General features: G+C 28.0%; 13 protein-coding genes. 12 read left to right on the top strand and 1 reads right to left on the bottom strand.

Annotated features, from left to right (window positions below; genetic code table 11):
- The 12 genes from nuoK to ABLL_RS02225 all read left to right on the top strand — a co-directional run bounded on the left by nuoK (window position 1) and on the right by ABLL_RS02225 (window position 15,765).
- Window positions 1-315 carry an NADH-quinone oxidoreductase subunit NuoK gene (gene nuoK / locus ABLL_RS02280; RefSeq protein ID WP_014473163.1) on the top strand — a complete coding sequence of 105 codons (315 nt, stop codon included), beginning with the start codon at window positions 1-3 and terminating at the stop codon, window positions 313-315.
- Window positions 312-2,198: an NADH-quinone oxidoreductase subunit L gene (gene nuoL / locus ABLL_RS02275; RefSeq protein ID WP_014473162.1), complete on the top strand. Its 1,887-nt coding sequence runs from the start codon at window positions 312-314 to the stop codon at window positions 2,196-2,198. The genes nuoK and nuoL overlap by 4 nt, the downstream gene beginning before the upstream one ends.
- A gap of 1 nt (window position 2,199) precedes the next feature.
- Window positions 2,200-3,687, top strand: a complete 1,488-nt coding sequence (locus ABLL_RS02270; protein ID WP_014473161.1) for a NuoM family protein — start codon at window positions 2,200-2,202, stop codon at window positions 3,685-3,687.
- Window positions 3,684-5,204: an NADH-quinone oxidoreductase subunit N gene (locus tag ABLL_RS02265; RefSeq protein WP_014473160.1), complete on the top strand. Its 1,521-nt coding sequence runs from the start codon at window positions 3,684-3,686 to the stop codon at window positions 5,202-5,204. Before ABLL_RS02270 ends, ABLL_RS02265 begins: the two co-directional genes overlap by 4 nt.
- A 212-nt stretch (window positions 5,205-5,416) precedes the next feature.
- Window positions 5,417-6,217, top strand: coding sequence for a fumarate reductase cytochrome b subunit (locus ABLL_RS02260; protein ID WP_014473159.1), 801 nt, complete (start codon window positions 5,417-5,419; stop codon window positions 6,215-6,217).
- Window positions 6,217-8,202, top strand: a complete 1,986-nt coding sequence (locus ABLL_RS02255) for a fumarate reductase flavoprotein subunit (RefSeq protein ID WP_014473158.1) — start codon at window positions 6,217-6,219, stop codon at window positions 8,200-8,202. The genes ABLL_RS02260 and ABLL_RS02255 overlap by 1 nt, the downstream gene beginning before the upstream one ends.
- Window positions 8,202-8,933, top strand: a complete 732-nt coding sequence (locus tag ABLL_RS02250) for a fumarate reductase iron-sulfur subunit (protein ID WP_014473157.1) — start codon at window positions 8,202-8,204, stop codon at window positions 8,931-8,933. Before ABLL_RS02255 ends, ABLL_RS02250 begins: the two co-directional genes overlap by 1 nt.
- Window positions 8,934-9,029: 96 nt before the next feature.
- Window positions 9,030-11,381, top strand: a complete 2,352-nt coding sequence (locus tag ABLL_RS02245; protein WP_014473156.1) for a dynamin family protein — start codon at window positions 9,030-9,032, stop codon at window positions 11,379-11,381.
- Window positions 11,381-13,405, top strand: coding sequence for a dynamin family protein (locus ABLL_RS02240; protein WP_014473155.1), 2,025 nt, complete (start codon window positions 11,381-11,383; stop codon window positions 13,403-13,405). Before ABLL_RS02245 ends, ABLL_RS02240 begins: the two co-directional genes overlap by 1 nt.
- Before the next feature lie 35 nt (window positions 13,406-13,440).
- Complete coding sequence (locus ABLL_RS02235) at window positions 13,441-13,932, top strand: YgjP-like metallopeptidase domain-containing protein (RefSeq protein WP_014473154.1); 492 nt, start codon at window positions 13,441-13,443, stop codon at window positions 13,930-13,932.
- A 59-nt stretch (window positions 13,933-13,991) separates the two neighbouring features.
- Complete coding sequence (locus ABLL_RS02230) at window positions 13,992-15,104, top strand: glycosyltransferase (protein ID WP_014473153.1); 1,113 nt, start codon at window positions 13,992-13,994, stop codon at window positions 15,102-15,104.
- A 97-nt stretch (window positions 15,105-15,201) separates the two neighbouring features.
- Window positions 15,202-15,765 (top strand): HPP family protein, encoded by a 564-nt coding sequence (locus ABLL_RS02225; protein ID WP_014473152.1) that lies wholly within the window; start codon window positions 15,202-15,204, stop codon window positions 15,763-15,765.
- A gap of 9 nt (window positions 15,766-15,774) precedes the next feature.
- Here ABLL_RS02225 and ABLL_RS02220 read toward each other — a convergent pair whose 3' ends face one another.
- Window positions 15,775-17,955: a cation-translocating P-type ATPase gene (locus ABLL_RS02220; protein ID WP_014473151.1), complete on the bottom strand. Its 2,181-nt coding sequence runs from the start codon at window positions 17,953-17,955 to the stop codon at window positions 15,775-15,777.
- Between the last annotated feature and the right edge of the window lies 1 nt (window position 17,956).

Below are 17,956 nucleotides of genomic sequence, written 5' to 3'. Positions count from 1 at the left end.
ATGATTTCACTAACTTCTTACGCATTTGTATCAATGATGTTGTTTTCTATTGGTGCAATTGGAGTTATTTCAAGAAAAAATATTTTTGTTATTTATATGTCAATTGAAATGATGTTAAATGGAATAAACTTATTTTTAGTTACATTTGCAAGATATCACTTTAATCTAGATCCTCAAATTATTACAATTATGGTTATATCTATTGCTGCTGCTGAAGCTGCTATATTTTTGTCTGTAATAATTTTATTATATAGATCAAGAAAATCTCTTGATACAGATATTTTCACAACTCTGTCACAAGGGGAAAAATCATGAGTACCTCTTTATTAGTTTGGATAATTTTAGCTCCATTGTTGGGGGCTTTAGCAAATACTTTTTTATATTTTTATCATATAAAAAAGCATAAAGTATCTGAGATATATTTTGCCTTAATTGGGACAATTACACCATTGATATCATTTCTAATAACATTAAATCTATTTCTTCAAATGTTAGAAGAAAAAATCATATTTAAACAACATATTTTTACATGGCTTAGTGTTGATAAATTAAATATAGAAATGAGTTTTTTAGGGGACAATCTTTCTATATTTATGTCTATGTTTGTAACTTTTGTTGGATGGTTAATACATATTTATGCAATAGGTTATATGAAAAATGATGATGGTTTTGGTAAATTTTTTGCATATTTCAATCTATTTTTAGCTTCAATGTTAATATTGGTTCTTGCAGATAATCCAATAATTTTATTTATTGGTTGGGAAGGCGTTGGAGTTTGTTCATATCTATTAATTAAATTTTATTATGGTAATAAAGAAAATGTACTTGCTGCAAATAAAGCATTTATAGTAAATAGAATTGGTGATTTTGGTTTTTTACTTGGTGTTGTAACTCTGTTTTTTGCTTTAGGTCAAATTGATTTATCATTTGGAACAATTGAAGCGAATATAGAAAATGTATCTAAAGAACTTTTAATTATCTCAGGTTTTTTACTTTTTGTTGGAGCAATGGGAAAATCAGCACAAATTCCACTTTATGTTTGGCTTCCTGATGCAATGGCAGGACCAACTCCTATTTCAGCTTTAATCCATGCTGCAACAATGGTAACTGCTGGTGTATATATGGTTGCGAGATTCCATTTTTTATATTCAGGAATTGAAGAAATAGGTTTATTTATAGCTTATATTGGTGCATTTTCAGCTCTGTTTGCAGCTATAATAGCAACAAAACAAACTGATATTAAAAAAATTCTTGCATATTCAACAATGAGTCAATTAGGTTATATGTTTATTGCTGTTGGACTTGGATTTTATTCAACAGGACTTTTTCATGTATTTACACATGCTTTCTTTAAAGCTATGTTATTCATGGGAGCTGGTGGAATTATAATAGCACTTCATCATGAACAAAATATTTTTAAAATTGCACAACATAGAGCAAATCTTCCAATTATTGGGATGACTTTTTTGATTGGTGTCATTGCAATTTCAGGGATTCCTCCATTTTCTGGATTTTTCTCAAAAGATGCAATTTTAGCAGCAGCTTTTCAAGAAGAACAATATTTAATTTGGGCTATTGCACTGTTTACTGCCTTTTTAACTGCATTTTATATGTTTAGAATGTATTTTATAGTTTTTGTTGCTCCAAATCATCATAGTAGTGACTATATTTATACTTCAAAAACAATTACTCTTCCTTTGTTTATTTTAGCAATTGGTGCAATTGGTGCAGGTTTTTTAAACCTTCCTTCTGTTTTAGGTGGAAATCATTTTATTGATACTTGGCTTGGAAATTTAAATTCAAAACATATTCATCTAGATCATATGACAGAATATGTTTTGATGGCTATTTCTGTGATAGTTGCAATGACAGGAATTATGCTAGCATATTCTAAATATTCAAATTTTGATGTATTTAAACCTGAAAATGAAACTGGATTTATAGGAAATAAATTTTATATTGATGAAATTTATGACTCATTATTTGTTCAGCCAACAAAAGCTATATCTACTTTTATTGATAAGATAGTTGATACAAAAATAATAGATGCTTTTATCATGTATTCATCAATCACTTTTATAAACATAGGGAAAAAAGTTGCCATGATACAAAATGCAAATGTTAGATTTTATGCAGCATTTATGTTAGTTGGAATGACTTGCATTTTTGTATATTTATATATTACTTTAGGATTATAATATGAGTGCAGATATACTTTCATTTATTATATTTTTACCTGCTGTTGTTGCTGTTGGATTAATGCTAACAACAAGAGATATAAATACAATTAGAAATATAGCTTTTTTAACTACAACTGTTATATTAGCCCTTGTATTAAAAATTTATATAGAGTTTGAACCAAGTTCAGGGATGCAATTTGTAACAAATGTTCCTTGGATAGAAACTTATGGGATAAATTATTATGTAGGATTAGATGGTTTTTCACTTACTATTTTAATGATGATTGCAATACTTATTCCTACATCTTATTTGCTTTTATGGGAAGGAAAGACTAAGGGGTATTGGATAAATATGCTTTTAGTTCAAACAGGAGTAACTGGGGCAGTTCTAGCATTAGATGTTGTTTTATTTTATTTCTTCTGGGAAGTTATGCTTTTACCAGTATTTTTACTTATTGGTCAATATGGATTTGGAAATAAAGTATTTACTACAATAAAAGTAACTGTTTATACTATGGTAGGATCACTACTAATGTTTATTGCAATATTGTATCTTGGTGTTTCATATCATAATGAGTTTGGTTCGTGGTCTTTTGCTTATGATAAGTTAATGACTATTACAACTATTGATTATAATACTAAAGTATGGTTATTTTTAGCATTTTTAGCTGCATTTGCTATAAAAATCCCAATTTTTCCACTACATACTTGGATTATGGAAACATATAAAAATGCTCCAACTGGTGCAGTTTTCTTACTATCTTCTATTATGGCTAAACTTGGAGTTTATGCAATAGTTAGATTTATGATTCCAATTTTTCCTGATATTTATGTAGAATTTTCAACTTGGTTTGTAGCAGTTGGTTTATTTGGATTAATCTACTTTGGAATTGCTGCGCTTATGCAAGATGACATAAAAAGAATGTTTGCATACTCGTCAGCTTCACATCTTAGTTTTATATCTGCTGGTATTTTTTCTTTAAATTCTTATGGTATAAATGGAGCTTTATATCTAATAATTGCTCATGCTATTGCAACGGGAGCCCTATTTTTATTAGTTGGATTATTACAAGAACAAACAGGATTTAAAACAATCAAAGATTTAGGTGGAATTGCAAAAAAAGCTCCTATTTTTACTTTTATTTTTGCTGTAATGTTATTTGCAAATATAGGACTTCCTGGAACAAATGGTTTTGTTTCTGAATTATTAATAATTTTTGGAATTTACGATTTTAATCATTCATTAGGTTATATTGCTGCACTTACAGTTATTATTGGAGCTTCATATATGTTATGGATGTTTCAAAGAGCAATTTTACAAGATAGACCTGAAGGTTCAAAAGAACTTATTATGAGAGATTTAAAAATTAAAGAGATCATAGGTTTAATTCCATGGGTTATTTTAGTTTTCTTAATGGGTCTTTATCCAGAAATTTTTATAAATAAATTTGAACCAACAGTAACACATTATTTAAATGACATCTTACATATTGGAGCAACAAAATGAATCAATTTTTGTATTTAATTCCAACTCTTATTATTCTAGTTGGGGCAATTGTACTTATGTTTATGAGTATGTATAAAAGATTCAATGTTAAAAACTTTATTGTTGTTTCATCATTTTTTTTGATAATAGCATTAGGATTCACTCTAGTAAATATAACTACTTCTTATTCAGTTCAACCTTATCCTCATTTTTTAAATAATGTTTTAACTTTTGATAGTTTTTCAAACTTTTTTAATATCATGTTGATTGCTGGAACATTATTAACTTTACTAATTGGTGAGCATTATTTTCAACATAGAAGTTATTTTAAAGGGGAATTTTTTTCTCTTCTACTTTTTGCACTATTTGGAATGATGATATTAGCTCACTCAAATGAGTTAGTTACTGCATATATTGCACTTGAAATTGCATCTTTTTCTGTTTATATCATGGTTGGATACAATTCAGATGATGCAAAAAGAGTTGAAGCAATTTTTAAATATTTGGTTTTAGGTTCATTTATTGGAGCTTTTTATCTCTTGGGAGTAGTTCTAATTTATGGAGCGACAACAAGCACAAATTTAGCAGATATTTTAACATTTATTACAAATGCAAATTCTCAAGATATGGTTTTAATTTATATTGGATTTACTCTAATTTTATTTACTTTTTTATTCAAAATTGCAGCGTTTCCTTTCCAATCTTGGTTATTAGATGTTTATAGAGGTGCACCAATGATTATTACTGCATATATGGCATCTACATTTAAAATTGCAATTTTTTCTTTTTTCTTAAGAGTGATTTTAGAATATATAGCACCAATTGTTGATTTCTGGGATGGCATAATTTCAGTTATAATAATTTTAACTCTTGTATTTGGAACTTGGTTAGCAATTACTCAACAAATTGTAAAAAGAATGTTAGCTGCATCTTCTATTGTTCATACAGGTTATTTACTTCTTGCTTTTATTGCTTTAAGTTATAAAGATGGGCATTTAATAAATCTTGCTTCTGCTTATGCAATCATGTTTTATTTAATTGCATATTTATTATCAGCTCTTGGAGCATTTGGATTAGCTTCGCATATTATTTCAGAAACAAATGTAAAAGTTACCTATGATGATTTTAAAGGTTTAGCAAAACAAAGACCCTTTTTAGCAGCTATGATGACTATATTCTTATTTTCTCTTGCAGGAATTCCTTCAACAATAGGATTTATTGGAAAGTTTTATGTATTCACTGAAGCAATAAGTGCAGGTTATACTACGCTTACAATAGTTGCAATTATTGCAACTATTGTTTCTGTATATTATTATTTCAAACTTGTTGCAATGATGTATTTTTATCCAGCAAAAGAAGAGTGTGTGTCTATTGAATTTAATGATAAAAGAGTTTCAACTTATGCAATTGCTTTTGTTGCAATCTTGACTATTTTAGGTGGTATTGGTTCAGCAATTGTATTTTTTATACCTGTGATGAATATAGACACTATTATTAATTTAACTCAATTATCTGTTCAATCTTTATTTATAAAATAGACTGTGTTAATATGTAACATGGCTACTTATAATTAATCTATTTTTCAAACAAAAAAACATCTAAATAAAATCCCCTTTTCAGGGGTAACTCACTCTATATTAAATGCCCTTTTCTATAAAAAAACTTCAAAAATATAATTATCATTGAAGTAGATTTAAGCTATTATTTTGCTATTATTCAAAAAAATCAAAAATCGCAGAAAGGATAGCAAATGAGTGACCTAATAGAAGGTTATTTAGGGAAAACAGTTGAAGGAAAGAAAAGTAGATTACCAGCTAAACTTGATTTTATTCAAAGTTTTACTGGTGGTTTCTTAGCTTTATTTATGTGGGCACATATGTTGTTAGTTGCTTCGATATTAGTATCGAAAGATTTTATGTACACTGTAACAAAACTTTTGGAAGGAAGTTTTATTTTTGAGGGAGGAAATCCTTTATTAGTTTCTTTAGTTGCAGCAGTAATATTTGTAATTTTTATAGTACATGCTGCTCTTGGTATGAGAAAATTACCTGGTAATTTCAAACAATTTCAAGTAATGAAAGCTCATGCAAAAAGTATGGGACATGATGATACAAAACTTTGGTTTACACAAGCCTTCACTGGTTTTGCTATGTTCTTCTTAGGATCTGTACATATTTATGTAATCTTAACACATTCAGATAAAATTGGACCAATGGCTAGTTCAGATAGAGTATGGTCTGAATATATGTGGCCTTTATATATCTTATTATTACTAGCTGTTGAATTCCATGGAACAATTGGTCTTTATAGATTATGTGTTAAATGGGGATGGTTTGATGGTGAAAATCCAAAAGCAACAAGAAAAGCACTTAAAAAAGTTAAATGGGCTTTAACAGTATTCTTCTTAGTATTAGGATTCGCTTCACTTGCAGCTTATATGAAAATTGGTATGGAAAATGCTAAAAATGGAACAGTTGGAGAAAGATATCAACCAACTGCTAAAGTGATAGAATTTAATATAACAAATAAAAGTGTTGGGAGAATTGCATAATGAAAATTAATTACTGTGATGCGTTAGTAATTGGTGGAGGATTAGCAGGTTTAAGAGCTGCTGTTGCTGCACAAAAAAAAGGTTTAAGTACAATAGTTTTATCTTTAGTACCTGTTAAAAGATCACACTCTGCTGCTGCTCAAGGTGGTATGCAAGCTTCATTAGGTAACTCAAAAATGTCTGATGGTGATAATGAAGATTTACACTTTGCTGATACTGTTAAAGGTTCTGACTGGGGATGTGATCAAGAAGTTGCTAGAATGTTCGTTCACACTGCACCAAAAGCTATTAGAGAATTAGCATCTTGGGGGGTTCCTTGGTCAAGAGTAAAAGCTGGTTCAAGAGAAGCAGTTATTAATGCTAAAAAAACAACTATAACAGAAGAAGAAGATAGACATGGTTTAATTACATCAAGAGACTTTGGTGGAACTAAAAAATGGAGAACTTGTTATACAGCAGATGCAACTGGACATACAATGTTATTTGGTGTTGCAAATGAAGCATTGAGAAACAATGTTGACATTAGAGATAGAAAAGAAGCTTTATCAATCATTCATGAAGATGGAAGATGTTATGGAGCTGTTGTTAGAGATTTAATTACTGGTGAATTAGAAGCTTATGTTGCAAAAGGTACATGTATTGCAACAGGTGGATATGGAAGAGTATTTAAACAAACTACAAATGCTGTAATTTGTGAAGGTATTGGAGCTGCAATCGCACTTGAAACTGGAATTGCAACTTTAGGAAATATGGAAGCTGTTCAATTTCACCCAACACCAATCGTACCATCAGGTATCTTATTAACTGAAGGTTGTAGAGGAGATGGTGGTATCTTAAGAGATGTTGATGGTCACAGATTTATGCCAGATTATGAACCAGAGAAAAAAGAACTAGCTTCAAGAGACGTTGTTTCAAGAAGAATGATTGAGCATATTAGAAATGGAAAAGGTGTTCCTTCTCCTTATGGATACCACGTATGGTTAGATATTTCTATTCTAGGAAGAGAGCATATTGAGAAAAACTTAAGAGACGTACAAGAAATTTGTATGATTTTCAACGGTATAGATCCAGCTGATGAGGGTAAAAAAGGATGGGCACCAGTTCTTCCTATGCAACACTACTCAATGGGTGGAATTAGAACTAAACCAACTGGTGAATCACAAAAATTAGCAGGATTATTTGCTTGTGGTGAAGCTTCTTGTTGGGATATGCATGGATTTAATAGACTTGGAGGGAACTCTGTTTCTGAAACAGTTGTTGCAGGTATGATTATTGGTAACTATTTTGCTGATTATTGTTTATCTAATGATGTTAATATTCCAACAGCAACGGTTCAAAAATTCTTAGATAAACAAAATAAATACATTGATGAAATTTTATCTTATAATGGAAATGAAGATATTTTCAAAATCAAAAATAGAATGCAAAACTTAATGGATGAAAAAGTTGGTATCTTTAGAGATGGTCCACACTTAGAAGAAGCTGTTAATGAGCTTGAAGATTTATTGAAAAAAACAAAACATATTAATGTTAAATCTAAAGAAAGAGTTGGAAATCCAGAATTAGAAGAAGCATATAGAGTACCAAGAATGTTAAAAGTTGCTCTTTGTGTTGCTAAAGGTGCATTAGAAAGAACTGAATCTAGAGGTGCACACTATAGAGAAGATTATTTAAAAAGAGATGATGCTAACTGGTTAAATAGAACGTTAACTTCTTGGCCTGATGAAAATCAAACTCTTCCAACTATTTCATACGAACCATTAGATATTATGTCAATGGAATTACCACCTGCATTTAGAGGTTATGGTGCAAAAGGTATGATTATTGAGAATGAATTATCTGCAAAAAGACAAGCAGAAGTTGATGAAGTTACTGAAAAAATGCAAGCAGAAGGTAAAGATAGACATGAGATTCAACATGCATTGATGCCATTTGACTTACCAATGAATTATAAAGAGAAAAACGAAAGAGCAGGAGATTTATAATGAGTATCGAAAAAGGTAGAGAAATAACTATATCAGTTCTTAAATTTAATCCAAGAAGTAAGGTTTCAAAACCTCACTTTGTTGAATATAAATTAGAAGAAACTCCAGGTATGACTCTTTTCATTGCTTTAATGAAAATTAGAGAAACAATGGATCCAGATTTATCTTTTGACTTCGTTTGTAGAGCAGGTATTTGTGGTTCTTGTGGTATGGTTGTAAATGGAAAACCATCATTAGCTTGTAGAACATTAATTGCAAATTATCCAACTGGAAAATTACAATTAATGCCAATGCCTGCATTTGAATTAATTAAAGATTTATCTGTAAACACAGGTAAATGGATGGATGGAATGTCTAAAAGAGTTGAGTCATGGATTCATAATGACCACGAAGTAGATATTTCTAAATTAGAAGATAGAATTGATCCAGATGTTGCAAATGAAACATTCGAATTAGATAGATGTATTGAGTGTGGTATTTGTGTTGCTTCTTGTGGAACAATGCTTATGAGACCAAACTTTGTTGGACCTGTTGGATTAAACAGAGTTGCAAGATTTGAAGTTGACCCACATGATAAAAGAACAGCGGAAGATTTCTATGAATTAATCGGTGATGATGATGGAATTTTTGGTTGTATGTCTTTAATGGCTTGTGAAGATCATTGTCCAAAACATTTACCGTTACAAAACAAAATCGCTTACTTAAGAAGAAAATTAGTAGCACTTAGATAATTATTGCGAAGGATTTACTCCTTCGTAAATAAGAAAATATAAAAAGTTAAATATCATTAGTGATATTTAACTTTTTATATTTTTGGGGGATTTAAAATGAGTTTAGTAAATGACTACTTTTTATTATATCACGGTATAACTTTTGAGCAGAATTTAGATGTTGAACCAATTGAAACAACAATAAATGATGAAACATTCACAATTTTTGCTTTAATTATAAGTGCTACAAGAAAAAATTATGATAAATTTTTACCACTTACATCTTTTAAAACATTATGTCAGCAAATAAAAGTAAAAAGTCCTTCAAATATTAATGAATTAAATCATTTGCAACATAATGTAATTGAAACTATTGCAAAAAATAGATCTAAACAAAATATATCTGTTTTACATTCATCATTTGAATACTTAAAAAATGAAAATATTATAAATAATGAACACTATAATAAATTATTATCTTTATTTGAAGATAAAGAGTTTAATCTTACTGAAGATTCAATTCATAATTTATTAGAAGAAATAGATGAAGAAAACAAATCTTCATTTAAAGATTTAAAAATAACTTTAGAAAGTTTAATTGCCGAACTTAAAAATAACATATCAAATGAAGAAATATTAAAAGAAGTAGAAAATACAAAAAACTATTTAGATAATCAAAAATTCTCTATAGGAATTACTGGCGTTATGAATGCTGGTAAATCTACAATGCTAAATGCACTAATGGGAAAAGAGATTCTAGGAAGTGCTGTTGTTCCTGAAACTGCAAACTTAACTATTGTAAAGCATAATCCAACTGATACTGCAAAAGTTTATTATTGGAATGAACAAGAATGGGAAAGAATAATAAAATCAGCTTCTCAACTTGAATCTATGAAAGATTTTGTTGATGAAACAAATAAAATATTTGGAGATAATCTAAAAAACTATATAAGACCTGTTTCAAGATTTGATGAAATTGATATAAAAGATTTATCTTCTTATACATCAGCAGAAGCAAGTGGGAAAAAATGTAATCTTGTAAAATATGTAGAATTAGGTTCAAAACTTGATTTTTTAAGTGATGGTATAGAAATAGTTGATACACCAGGACTTGATGACCCTGTTATTCAAAGAGAAGAAATTACAAAAGAGTATATATCTGCTTGTGATATGATGTTACATCTTATGAACGTTTCTCAAAGTGCTACGTTGAAAGATGTCGATTTTATTATTGATGCTGTTTTATATCAAAATATTTCTAAACTTTTAATAGTAATAACAAGAGCTGATACAGTTACAAAAGACCAACTTAATGAAGTTATAAAATATACAAAATCTTCAATTGAGCGACAATTAAAAGCTCAAAATAAAGATTCTCAACTTGATTATATTTTAAAAACTATCAAATTTATTCCTATTTCTGGAAGAATGGCTTTATTACATAGAACAGGACGAGCTCAAGAAGCATTAGATGCTGGATTTAGACTTGAAGATACTGGTATTTTAGAGATTGAAAAATATCTAACAGAAACACTTTTTGGAACAAACTCACAAAAAGGTGAACTTGTAATTCAATCTTGTAAAAATCAATTACAAAAAATTGTTGAAAAACAAACATCATTTTATAACTATGAATTAAAACTTTTATCAAAATCAAAAGATGAATTAGAAAAAGAATTAGAAGAATTTAATAAGAAAAAAGCTGTAAATACTAGAATTTTCCAAGCAATGAGTGAAGATATTAATTTTTATAAAAACGATGCAAAATCATATATTGATTCACTTGAAACATTTTTACAAAGTGAGCTAATTGACTTACAAACAGTTATAAAACAAAGAGTTGTAAGTGATGTTAGATACTCATTTGAAAAAACGAAAAAAAGACCTGAAAATAGTAGAATCAAAGTTATTGTTGAAACTGCTATTAAAGATGGAATTATTGATGTGATTAGAGATTATAGGTATAAATTTATCAAAAAATCTCAAACTATTGGAGAACAATGTGAACAAAAATACCATGATATGGGATTTACAATAGGACATAAAAATGAAAATTTTGATGCAAGAGGTTTTTTCCAAGATGATTTTAAATCAGGATTTTTAACTTCAAATAATGAAATTCTAGTTTCTCAAATAACTGAAGCTGTTTCAAAATCAAAAGAATCAAAAATAAATGAACTTGATAGAGAAATCGAACTATTAATATCAAATCAATTTTCATCAATAGATCAAGATATAAAAGCTAAAGCAAAAAAAGTAAGTAATTTATTAATTGAATCATTTTTTACTACTTTAAATGCTCCATTAAAATCATTTGAACAAAAACTAAAAAATGATGAAGAAACACTTCAAAATCAAATTAATTCATTTGAAGAAAATGATAAAAATAGAGCTCAATTATCAATTGATATACATAAAAATATTAAAAAACTTGAAAATATTTCAACAACTATAAAAGGATTATACTAATGAGTGCAAATTTAAATATCCTAAAAAGTTTTATTAACGAATATAAAGAAACTTATTCTATTGAAGAAGTTATTTATGAAGAAGGTTTAGTTGGTGATATAAAAAAGGTTCAAAATAAACTTCTTGATGAAAAGTTTTTCCCATCAAATCAGTTGAAAAATATTTTAAATAAACAAATTAGACGTGCACGTTATCCTATGGAAGTTGCAATTACTGGGCAATTTAGTGCTGGTAAATCAACATTTTTAAATGCTTTGCTTTCAAGAAATATCTTACCAACAGGAATTACACCTGTAACTTCAAAAGTAAACTTTATAAACTATGGCGAAGAGTATAAACTAAAAATCACTTATTATTCAGGTGCTCAAGAATTTGCACCAATTGAAAGTATTGCTGATTTTACAGATCAAAGACAACATGAGATGAAAGACATAAAATATCTAACTCTTTATGCTCCTATGGATATTTTAAAAGATATTTCATTTGTTGATACCCCAGGATTAAACTCTCAATCTCAAAGTGATACAGAAACAACTAGAAAAGTTTTAAGAGATGTTGGTGGAATTATTTGGTTAACACTTATTGATAATGCAGGAAAACTATCAGAAGCTGAAGTTTTAGAAGAGTATATGCAACACTTCAAAAATAAATCTTTGTGTGTTTTAAATCAAAAAGACAAATTAACTCCTGAACAAGTTGAAACTACAACAAAATATGTAAGTGATAAGTTTTCAAAATTCTTTGCGAAAGTTGTACCAATTTCTGCAAGAATGGCACTTGAATCAAGAGCTCAACAAAAAGATATTTTGATTGAAGATGAATATACAAAAATAGTTACTCAATTCAAAAAAGATTTACTTGAAAAAAATGTTGATGATTTAGATTTTTTTGAAAATAGTTTTAAAGATTATAAAAATAAAATTCACTCAATTCAAAACTCAGATGCAACAACAAATACAAAACTTTTAGAAGATTCAAATATTCAAGATGTATTAGAATTTATAAATAACACTATTAGACCACAAGCAGCAGAAGCTAAAGAGTTTGCTATTAAAAAAGATTTAAAAGGTATTTGTGAAATTTTAGTAAAAGAGTATGAAACAATTACAAAAGTTTATGATGCTCTACTTGAAGTGTTAAAATCTTGTGAACCAAAAGTAATTGAACACTTTGAAAATATTCATAAAAGATACTCTAAAGAGTTATTTAATATTTATAATTCTTTAGAATCAATTATGGAAAAAATTGCCCATGAAACATATAAAAATATCAAACGAAGAAAAGCTTTTAGATTTGAAGAATCAAAAGGTTTTTTAGGTGAAAAAATAGAAAAATTCTCTTATGAAACTTTTTGGATTGATTCAGATGCTGTTTATAAATCACTATTTTATGATGACCAAACTGTAGATAAAATGTTCAAAAGATCAATAAAACTTCTTAAAAACATAGAATTAAATACAGATGATGCATTTAGAGAAGGTTACAATATCATAAAAAATGAAGTTTCAAAATGGCAAGAACCTTATGAATTAATAAGAAAACATAGAGAAATTGCTTCTGATTTTGAGTTCTCAAATACAAGACACTTTGCAGCTAAAGTTTATGAAAATGTGTTAAGAGCATATCATACTGCAATTTTAGAAAATATTTCAGCTTTAAGAAAAAAATTCGCATACTTTAATGGTGCTTTATCTTATTCTTACATTCAAACAACTCAAGCAACTATCGCTCACTTTGAACAACAAATATTTGAATCAGAGGAGTTATATAAAAAAGAACCTTCAAGATTTGCAATTTCACATCCAAGAGAAGATGAAATTGTTGCAAAATTAAAAGCGAATTTTGGATTTGAAAAAATTGAAGACTTTTTAACTTCAAAAAGAAACTATTTATTTAAAATTATCAAATATTCAAAAGAACAATATCTTGAAATAAATGAAGATAGAATCAAATTTGTAACATCAAAAAAAGAACAATATCTAGATAAAATCAAAGATTTAGAGAATATTAAAGAGGGAATTTAATCCTCTTTATTTGTTTCTCTTTGGTATAATCCTTTATGAAATATTTAAATCATTATCCAAAACACTTACAAGAACAAGTACAAACTTTAATAGAAAAAGATAAACTTACTTCTTATATAAAAACAAAATATCCAAATACTCACACTTATACAAATGATAAAGCTTTATATGATTATGTAATGAATTTCAAAAATGATTATTTCAAAAAATATCAAGTTTCAAAAGTAATGTATGATGGAAAAATAAATGTTATAAATAATGCACTAGGCATGCACTCAATAGTTTCAAGAGTCCAAGGTTCAAAACTAAAGTCAAAAAATGAGATAAGAGTTGCAACTATTTTTAAAAATATGCCCGAAGAGTTTTTAGAAATGATAGTTGTACATGAACTTGCACACTTTAAAGAAAGAGAGCATGATAAAGCTTTTTATAATCTTTGTACATTTATCATGCCTTCTTATCATCAAGTTGAATTTGATCTAAGAGTTTATTTAACTCATATTGATTTATTTGGAAAAATTTATTAAATGCTTTTTTCTTGCGATTTTTAACTGCTAAAATTTTATGAAAATTTAAAGGAGTTAAAATGAGCAATTTTTTATACATTACGGATCAAGATGAATACTCTGATCATAGTTTTATTGGTCCTTTATTTCAAAAATATTTAACAAAACATTTTGATATAAATACAACTTTTTTTTCAAATACAAAAGAAAATATTGAATTTGAAGAAAATGGAAGAATAATTATTCCTAAAAAATTCCAAAATAATATTTTAGAAGAGTTACAAAAAGCTGGAATAAATCTTGAAAAGTTTGAATTTGTTGTCATAAGAAACAATACAGATTTACTAAAAGAAGTTTTGGATAAAAAACAAAACTACAACTTCAAAGTTGGATTTAGACTCTCTTTTCCAAAACGAATAGCAAAACTGCAAACAGATGAAGCTAACAATAAAAAAACACTATTTGATGTAATAAGCAATAAAATCAAAACATTTACAGAAATAAGTTTGATTAATAAATGTGATATATTTTTACCAACATCATTTCAAATGAAAGATGACTATTTTAAAGATGTAAAAACAAGAAGTTTTGTAATTCCATCAGCAATTGATCCTGATAATTTACACGAAAATATTCAGCATGAAAGTAGTGAAAAAAGATTTTTTTATGCAGGAACTTTGGATAAATTAAGAGAATTTGAAATTATTTTAGAAGCGTTTAGCAATATAAATAGTTCAAATTATAAACTTATGATTTCGACAAAAGACCCAGAATATTTAGAAAAATTACTAGAAGATTTTGAGAATTTATCTAATAATATTGAAGTTTATAATGCAACAAATAGAGATGAACTTCTTGAACTGATTGCAAAAGCTGATGTGGGGATAGCTACATTACCTGATATTGCTTTATTTAACTCTTCAACACCAATGAAAGTTTTAGATTATTATTCAAGTGCAATTCCTTGTATTATGAGTAATAATGAAAATAATACTTCAATTTTTGAAGACAACATAAGTGCTTGGTTCACAAATTTTGATGAAGATTCAATTAGAAAAAAACTTGAACAAATCATAAATTTATCAAAAGACGAAGTTGCCAAAGTAGGTCAAAATGGACAAAATCGCCTTTTATCAGTTAGAAATTATGAAAGAATTGCAGCTGATTTAGCCCACCAATTAAATATTTTATAAGAAGATTTTCTTCTTATAAATCTATCTTGATTCAAATCATTTATATACTTTAAACTTTTTGATAACATCACTTTTATTTTATTTATAAAGTTTGTAAATGCAAAAATTTTTTAAGCAATTCAAAAAAATAAACTCAGAACCTATGGAAAAATCAAATTTGATTTGGTCATGGATTGGTTCATTTATTGGAATTTTAGCTATCTCTTTTTTTCATCGTGACGTTTTAGATGATAAAGATTTAAGTTTAGTTATTGGTTCTTTTGGAGCAAGTGCTGTTTTAGTTTATGGAGCTGTTAATTCACCTTTAGCACAACCAAGGAATTTAATAGGTGGACATATTTTATCAGCAATTATTGGAGTAATATCATTTAAACTTTTTTCTCAAAATCTACTATTAGCTTCTGCATTTGCTGTTGCAACTTCTATTTTGATTATGCAATTAACTCTAACTTTACATCCACCAGGAGGTGCAACTGCTTTAATTGCAGTTATTGGAAGTGAGAAGATTCATAGTTTAGGATTTTTATATGTTTTATATCCTGTTACAACAGGAGCATTTCTTTTATTAATTATTGCTCTTGTTGTAAACAATATCCCAAAACATAGATATTATCCTGAATCTTTAAAAGACTTTAGTAAAAAATGGTTTAGTGAAGATTAAAATTTATTTTTAAATCTTTTTAAATTTTAATCTCAAAGAGTTTAATACAACTGTTACAGAAGAAAAACTCATAGCAATTCCAGCGTACATTGGACTTAGCATTACACCAAGTATGGGATAAAATAATCCAGCAGCAAGTGGAATACCAGCAGCATTATAAATAAATGCCCAAAATAGATTTTGTTTTATGATTTTCATTGATTCAATTGATAAATTTATACTTTTTAAAACAGCACTTAACTCATTGTTAATAAGTATTATATCTCCTGCGTCTTTAGTTATATCAGAACCAGAATTTAGTGTAATTCCAATATCTGCTTGTTTGATTGAAGGAGAATCATTTATTCCATCACCTACAAACATAACCTTTGCCTCTTTTTGAAGTTCCATGATTACTTTGTATTTTTCATCAGGAAGCACTTGGGCATATACTTTTTCTATTCCTAATTTTTGTGCCACACTATTTGCTGTAGTTTTATTATCACCTGTTAATAAAATAGGTGTTATATCTTTTGCTTTTAAATTCTCTATTAACTCTTTAGCACCCTCTTTTATCGTATCAGCCAAGGCAAAAACTGCAACGCATTTTTTATCAAAAGAAGCTAGAATAACTCCACTTCCTTCCTCTAGTGATTTATTATAAAACTCTAAATATTTATTTTCTAATAAAACTTCATTTTTTTCTAAAAAATCAAGATTTCCAATCAATACTTTTTTATCTTCAAAATTTGCACTTATTCCTTGTCCTGCGATGATTTGAATATCTGTAAATATTTTGTCACAAGCTAGATTTTTTGCTTTTGCAAAATTTACAACTGCTTTTGAAATAGGATGTTCACTTTGTGTTTCAAGTGAAGCTAAGATATCTAAAAATGACTCTTCATACAAAGCATCTTTAACACTTATAATTCCTGTTGTTAAAGTTCCTGTTTTATCAAAAACTGCATATTTTATATCTTTTATAAGTTCAAGTATTTCTGGATTTTTTATCAAAATTCCCTCATGAGCACCTTTTCCAACTGAACTAACTATTGCAATTGGAGTTGCTAAACCTAAAGCACACGGACAAGAGATAATCAAAACAGAAATAGAAGCTAATATTGCGTCCATTGTGTCACCCACAATAAAAAACCAAATCAAAAAAGTAACAATTGAAATAACTATAACAGTTGGAACAAAAATATTTGCAACCTTATCTGCAAATCTGCTAATAGGAAGTTTTTTACTTTGGGCTGTACTTAAAAGAGCAACTATTTTAGAAAGGGTTGTATCTTTTGACTCTTTTAAAACTTCAACTTCAATAACACCAGAGGTATTTAAAGTTCCTGCAATTACCTCATCACCTATTGTTTTATATACAGGCATTGATTCACCAGTAAGCATCGAAGTATCAATATCTGCACTTCCTTTTTTTATAAGTGCATCTGTTGATATTTTTTCTCCTGATTTTATAAGAACTTTATCTCCCACTTTTAATTGTGTTGCTAAAATAGTTTTGTAACTTCCATCTTCACAAATCAAAGTTGCATTTAAAGGAGCTAAATCCATAAGTTTTTTCAGAAAATCAGTTGCTTTTGCTTTTGAACGCTCTTCAAGTAATCGCCCTAAAAGTATAAAAGTGATAATTACAACCGCTCCATCAAAATAGATGAATCTTAAATGTTCAGGAAATAAAGAGGGAAATAAAACTACAAATACCGAATAAAAATAAGCAGCACTTGTCCCAAGAGCAACTAAAACATTCATATCGTAATTTCTGTTTTTTAAAGCCTTAAACGCCAAATTATAAAATCTAGCTCCCGCATAAAACTGCACAACTGTAGCTAGTGCAAACATTACATATTGATTTACTTGCATATTTTCAAGGGGAAAAAACATAAAATAAAACATAATCACAGCAATACTAGCACTAAGTATAAATACTCTTTTTAGTTCATTGTATGCTTTTAGTTTGCTTTTTTCTAAAGCTTCTAAATTTTCTTCAACTCCATAACCTAACTTTTCTATTTTATTGATTAGGCTTTGTTTATCTAAAAATTCTGTATTTATATAAAACTCACCCTCATTTGAAGCGAAACTTACTTTTGAAGACTCTAAACCTTTTAATTTACCAACAACCTTCTCTATTCCATTTGAACAATTTACACAAGTCATTCCTGAAATATTTAGATTGATTTTTTCTTTAGACATT

Origin of the sequence: Arcobacter sp. L, assembly GCF_000284235.1 — a bacterium.
GTDB classification, from domain to species: Bacteria; Campylobacterota; Campylobacteria; order Campylobacterales; family Arcobacteraceae; genus Aliarcobacter; species Aliarcobacter defluvii.
Note: the sequence above shows the minus strand (reverse complement) of the source record. Positions and strands in the feature narration are given on the sequence as shown.

What these genes read in the sequence shown, in the direction of transcription:
- ABLL_RS02220 (WP_014473151.1), bottom strand. Translation starts at nt 17,955, where the DNA reads ATGTCTAAAGAAAAAATCAATCTAAATATTTCAGGAATGACTTGTGTA.
- ABLL_RS02240 (WP_014473155.1), top strand. Translation starts at nt 11,381, where the DNA reads ATGAGTGCAAATTTAAATATCCTAAAAAGTTTTATTAACGAATATAAA.
- ABLL_RS02270 (WP_014473161.1), top strand. Translation starts at nt 2,200, where the DNA reads ATGAGTGCAGATATACTTTCATTTATTATATTTTTACCTGCTGTTGTT.
- nuoK (WP_014473163.1), top strand. Translation starts at nt 1, where the DNA reads ATGATTTCACTAACTTCTTACGCATTTGTATCAATGATGTTGTTTTCT.
- ABLL_RS02225 (WP_014473152.1), top strand. Translation starts at nt 15,202, where the DNA reads ATGCAAAAATTTTTTAAGCAATTCAAAAAAATAAACTCAGAACCTATG.
- nuoL (WP_014473162.1), top strand. Translation starts at nt 312, where the DNA reads ATGAGTACCTCTTTATTAGTTTGGATAATTTTAGCTCCATTGTTGGGG.
- ABLL_RS02230 (WP_014473153.1), top strand. Translation starts at nt 13,992, where the DNA reads ATGAGCAATTTTTTATACATTACGGATCAAGATGAATACTCTGATCAT.
- ABLL_RS02260 (WP_014473159.1), top strand. Translation starts at nt 5,417, where the DNA reads ATGAGTGACCTAATAGAAGGTTATTTAGGGAAAACAGTTGAAGGAAAG.
- ABLL_RS02250 (WP_014473157.1), top strand. Translation starts at nt 8,202, where the DNA reads ATGAGTATCGAAAAAGGTAGAGAAATAACTATATCAGTTCTTAAATTT.
- ABLL_RS02245 (WP_014473156.1), top strand. Translation starts at nt 9,030, where the DNA reads ATGAGTTTAGTAAATGACTACTTTTTATTATATCACGGTATAACTTTT.
- ABLL_RS02265 (WP_014473160.1), top strand. Translation starts at nt 3,684, where the DNA reads ATGAATCAATTTTTGTATTTAATTCCAACTCTTATTATTCTAGTTGGG.
- ABLL_RS02235 (WP_014473154.1), top strand. Translation starts at nt 13,441, where the DNA reads ATGAAATATTTAAATCATTATCCAAAACACTTACAAGAACAAGTACAA.
- ABLL_RS02255 (WP_014473158.1), top strand. Translation starts at nt 6,217, where the DNA reads ATGAAAATTAATTACTGTGATGCGTTAGTAATTGGTGGAGGATTAGCA.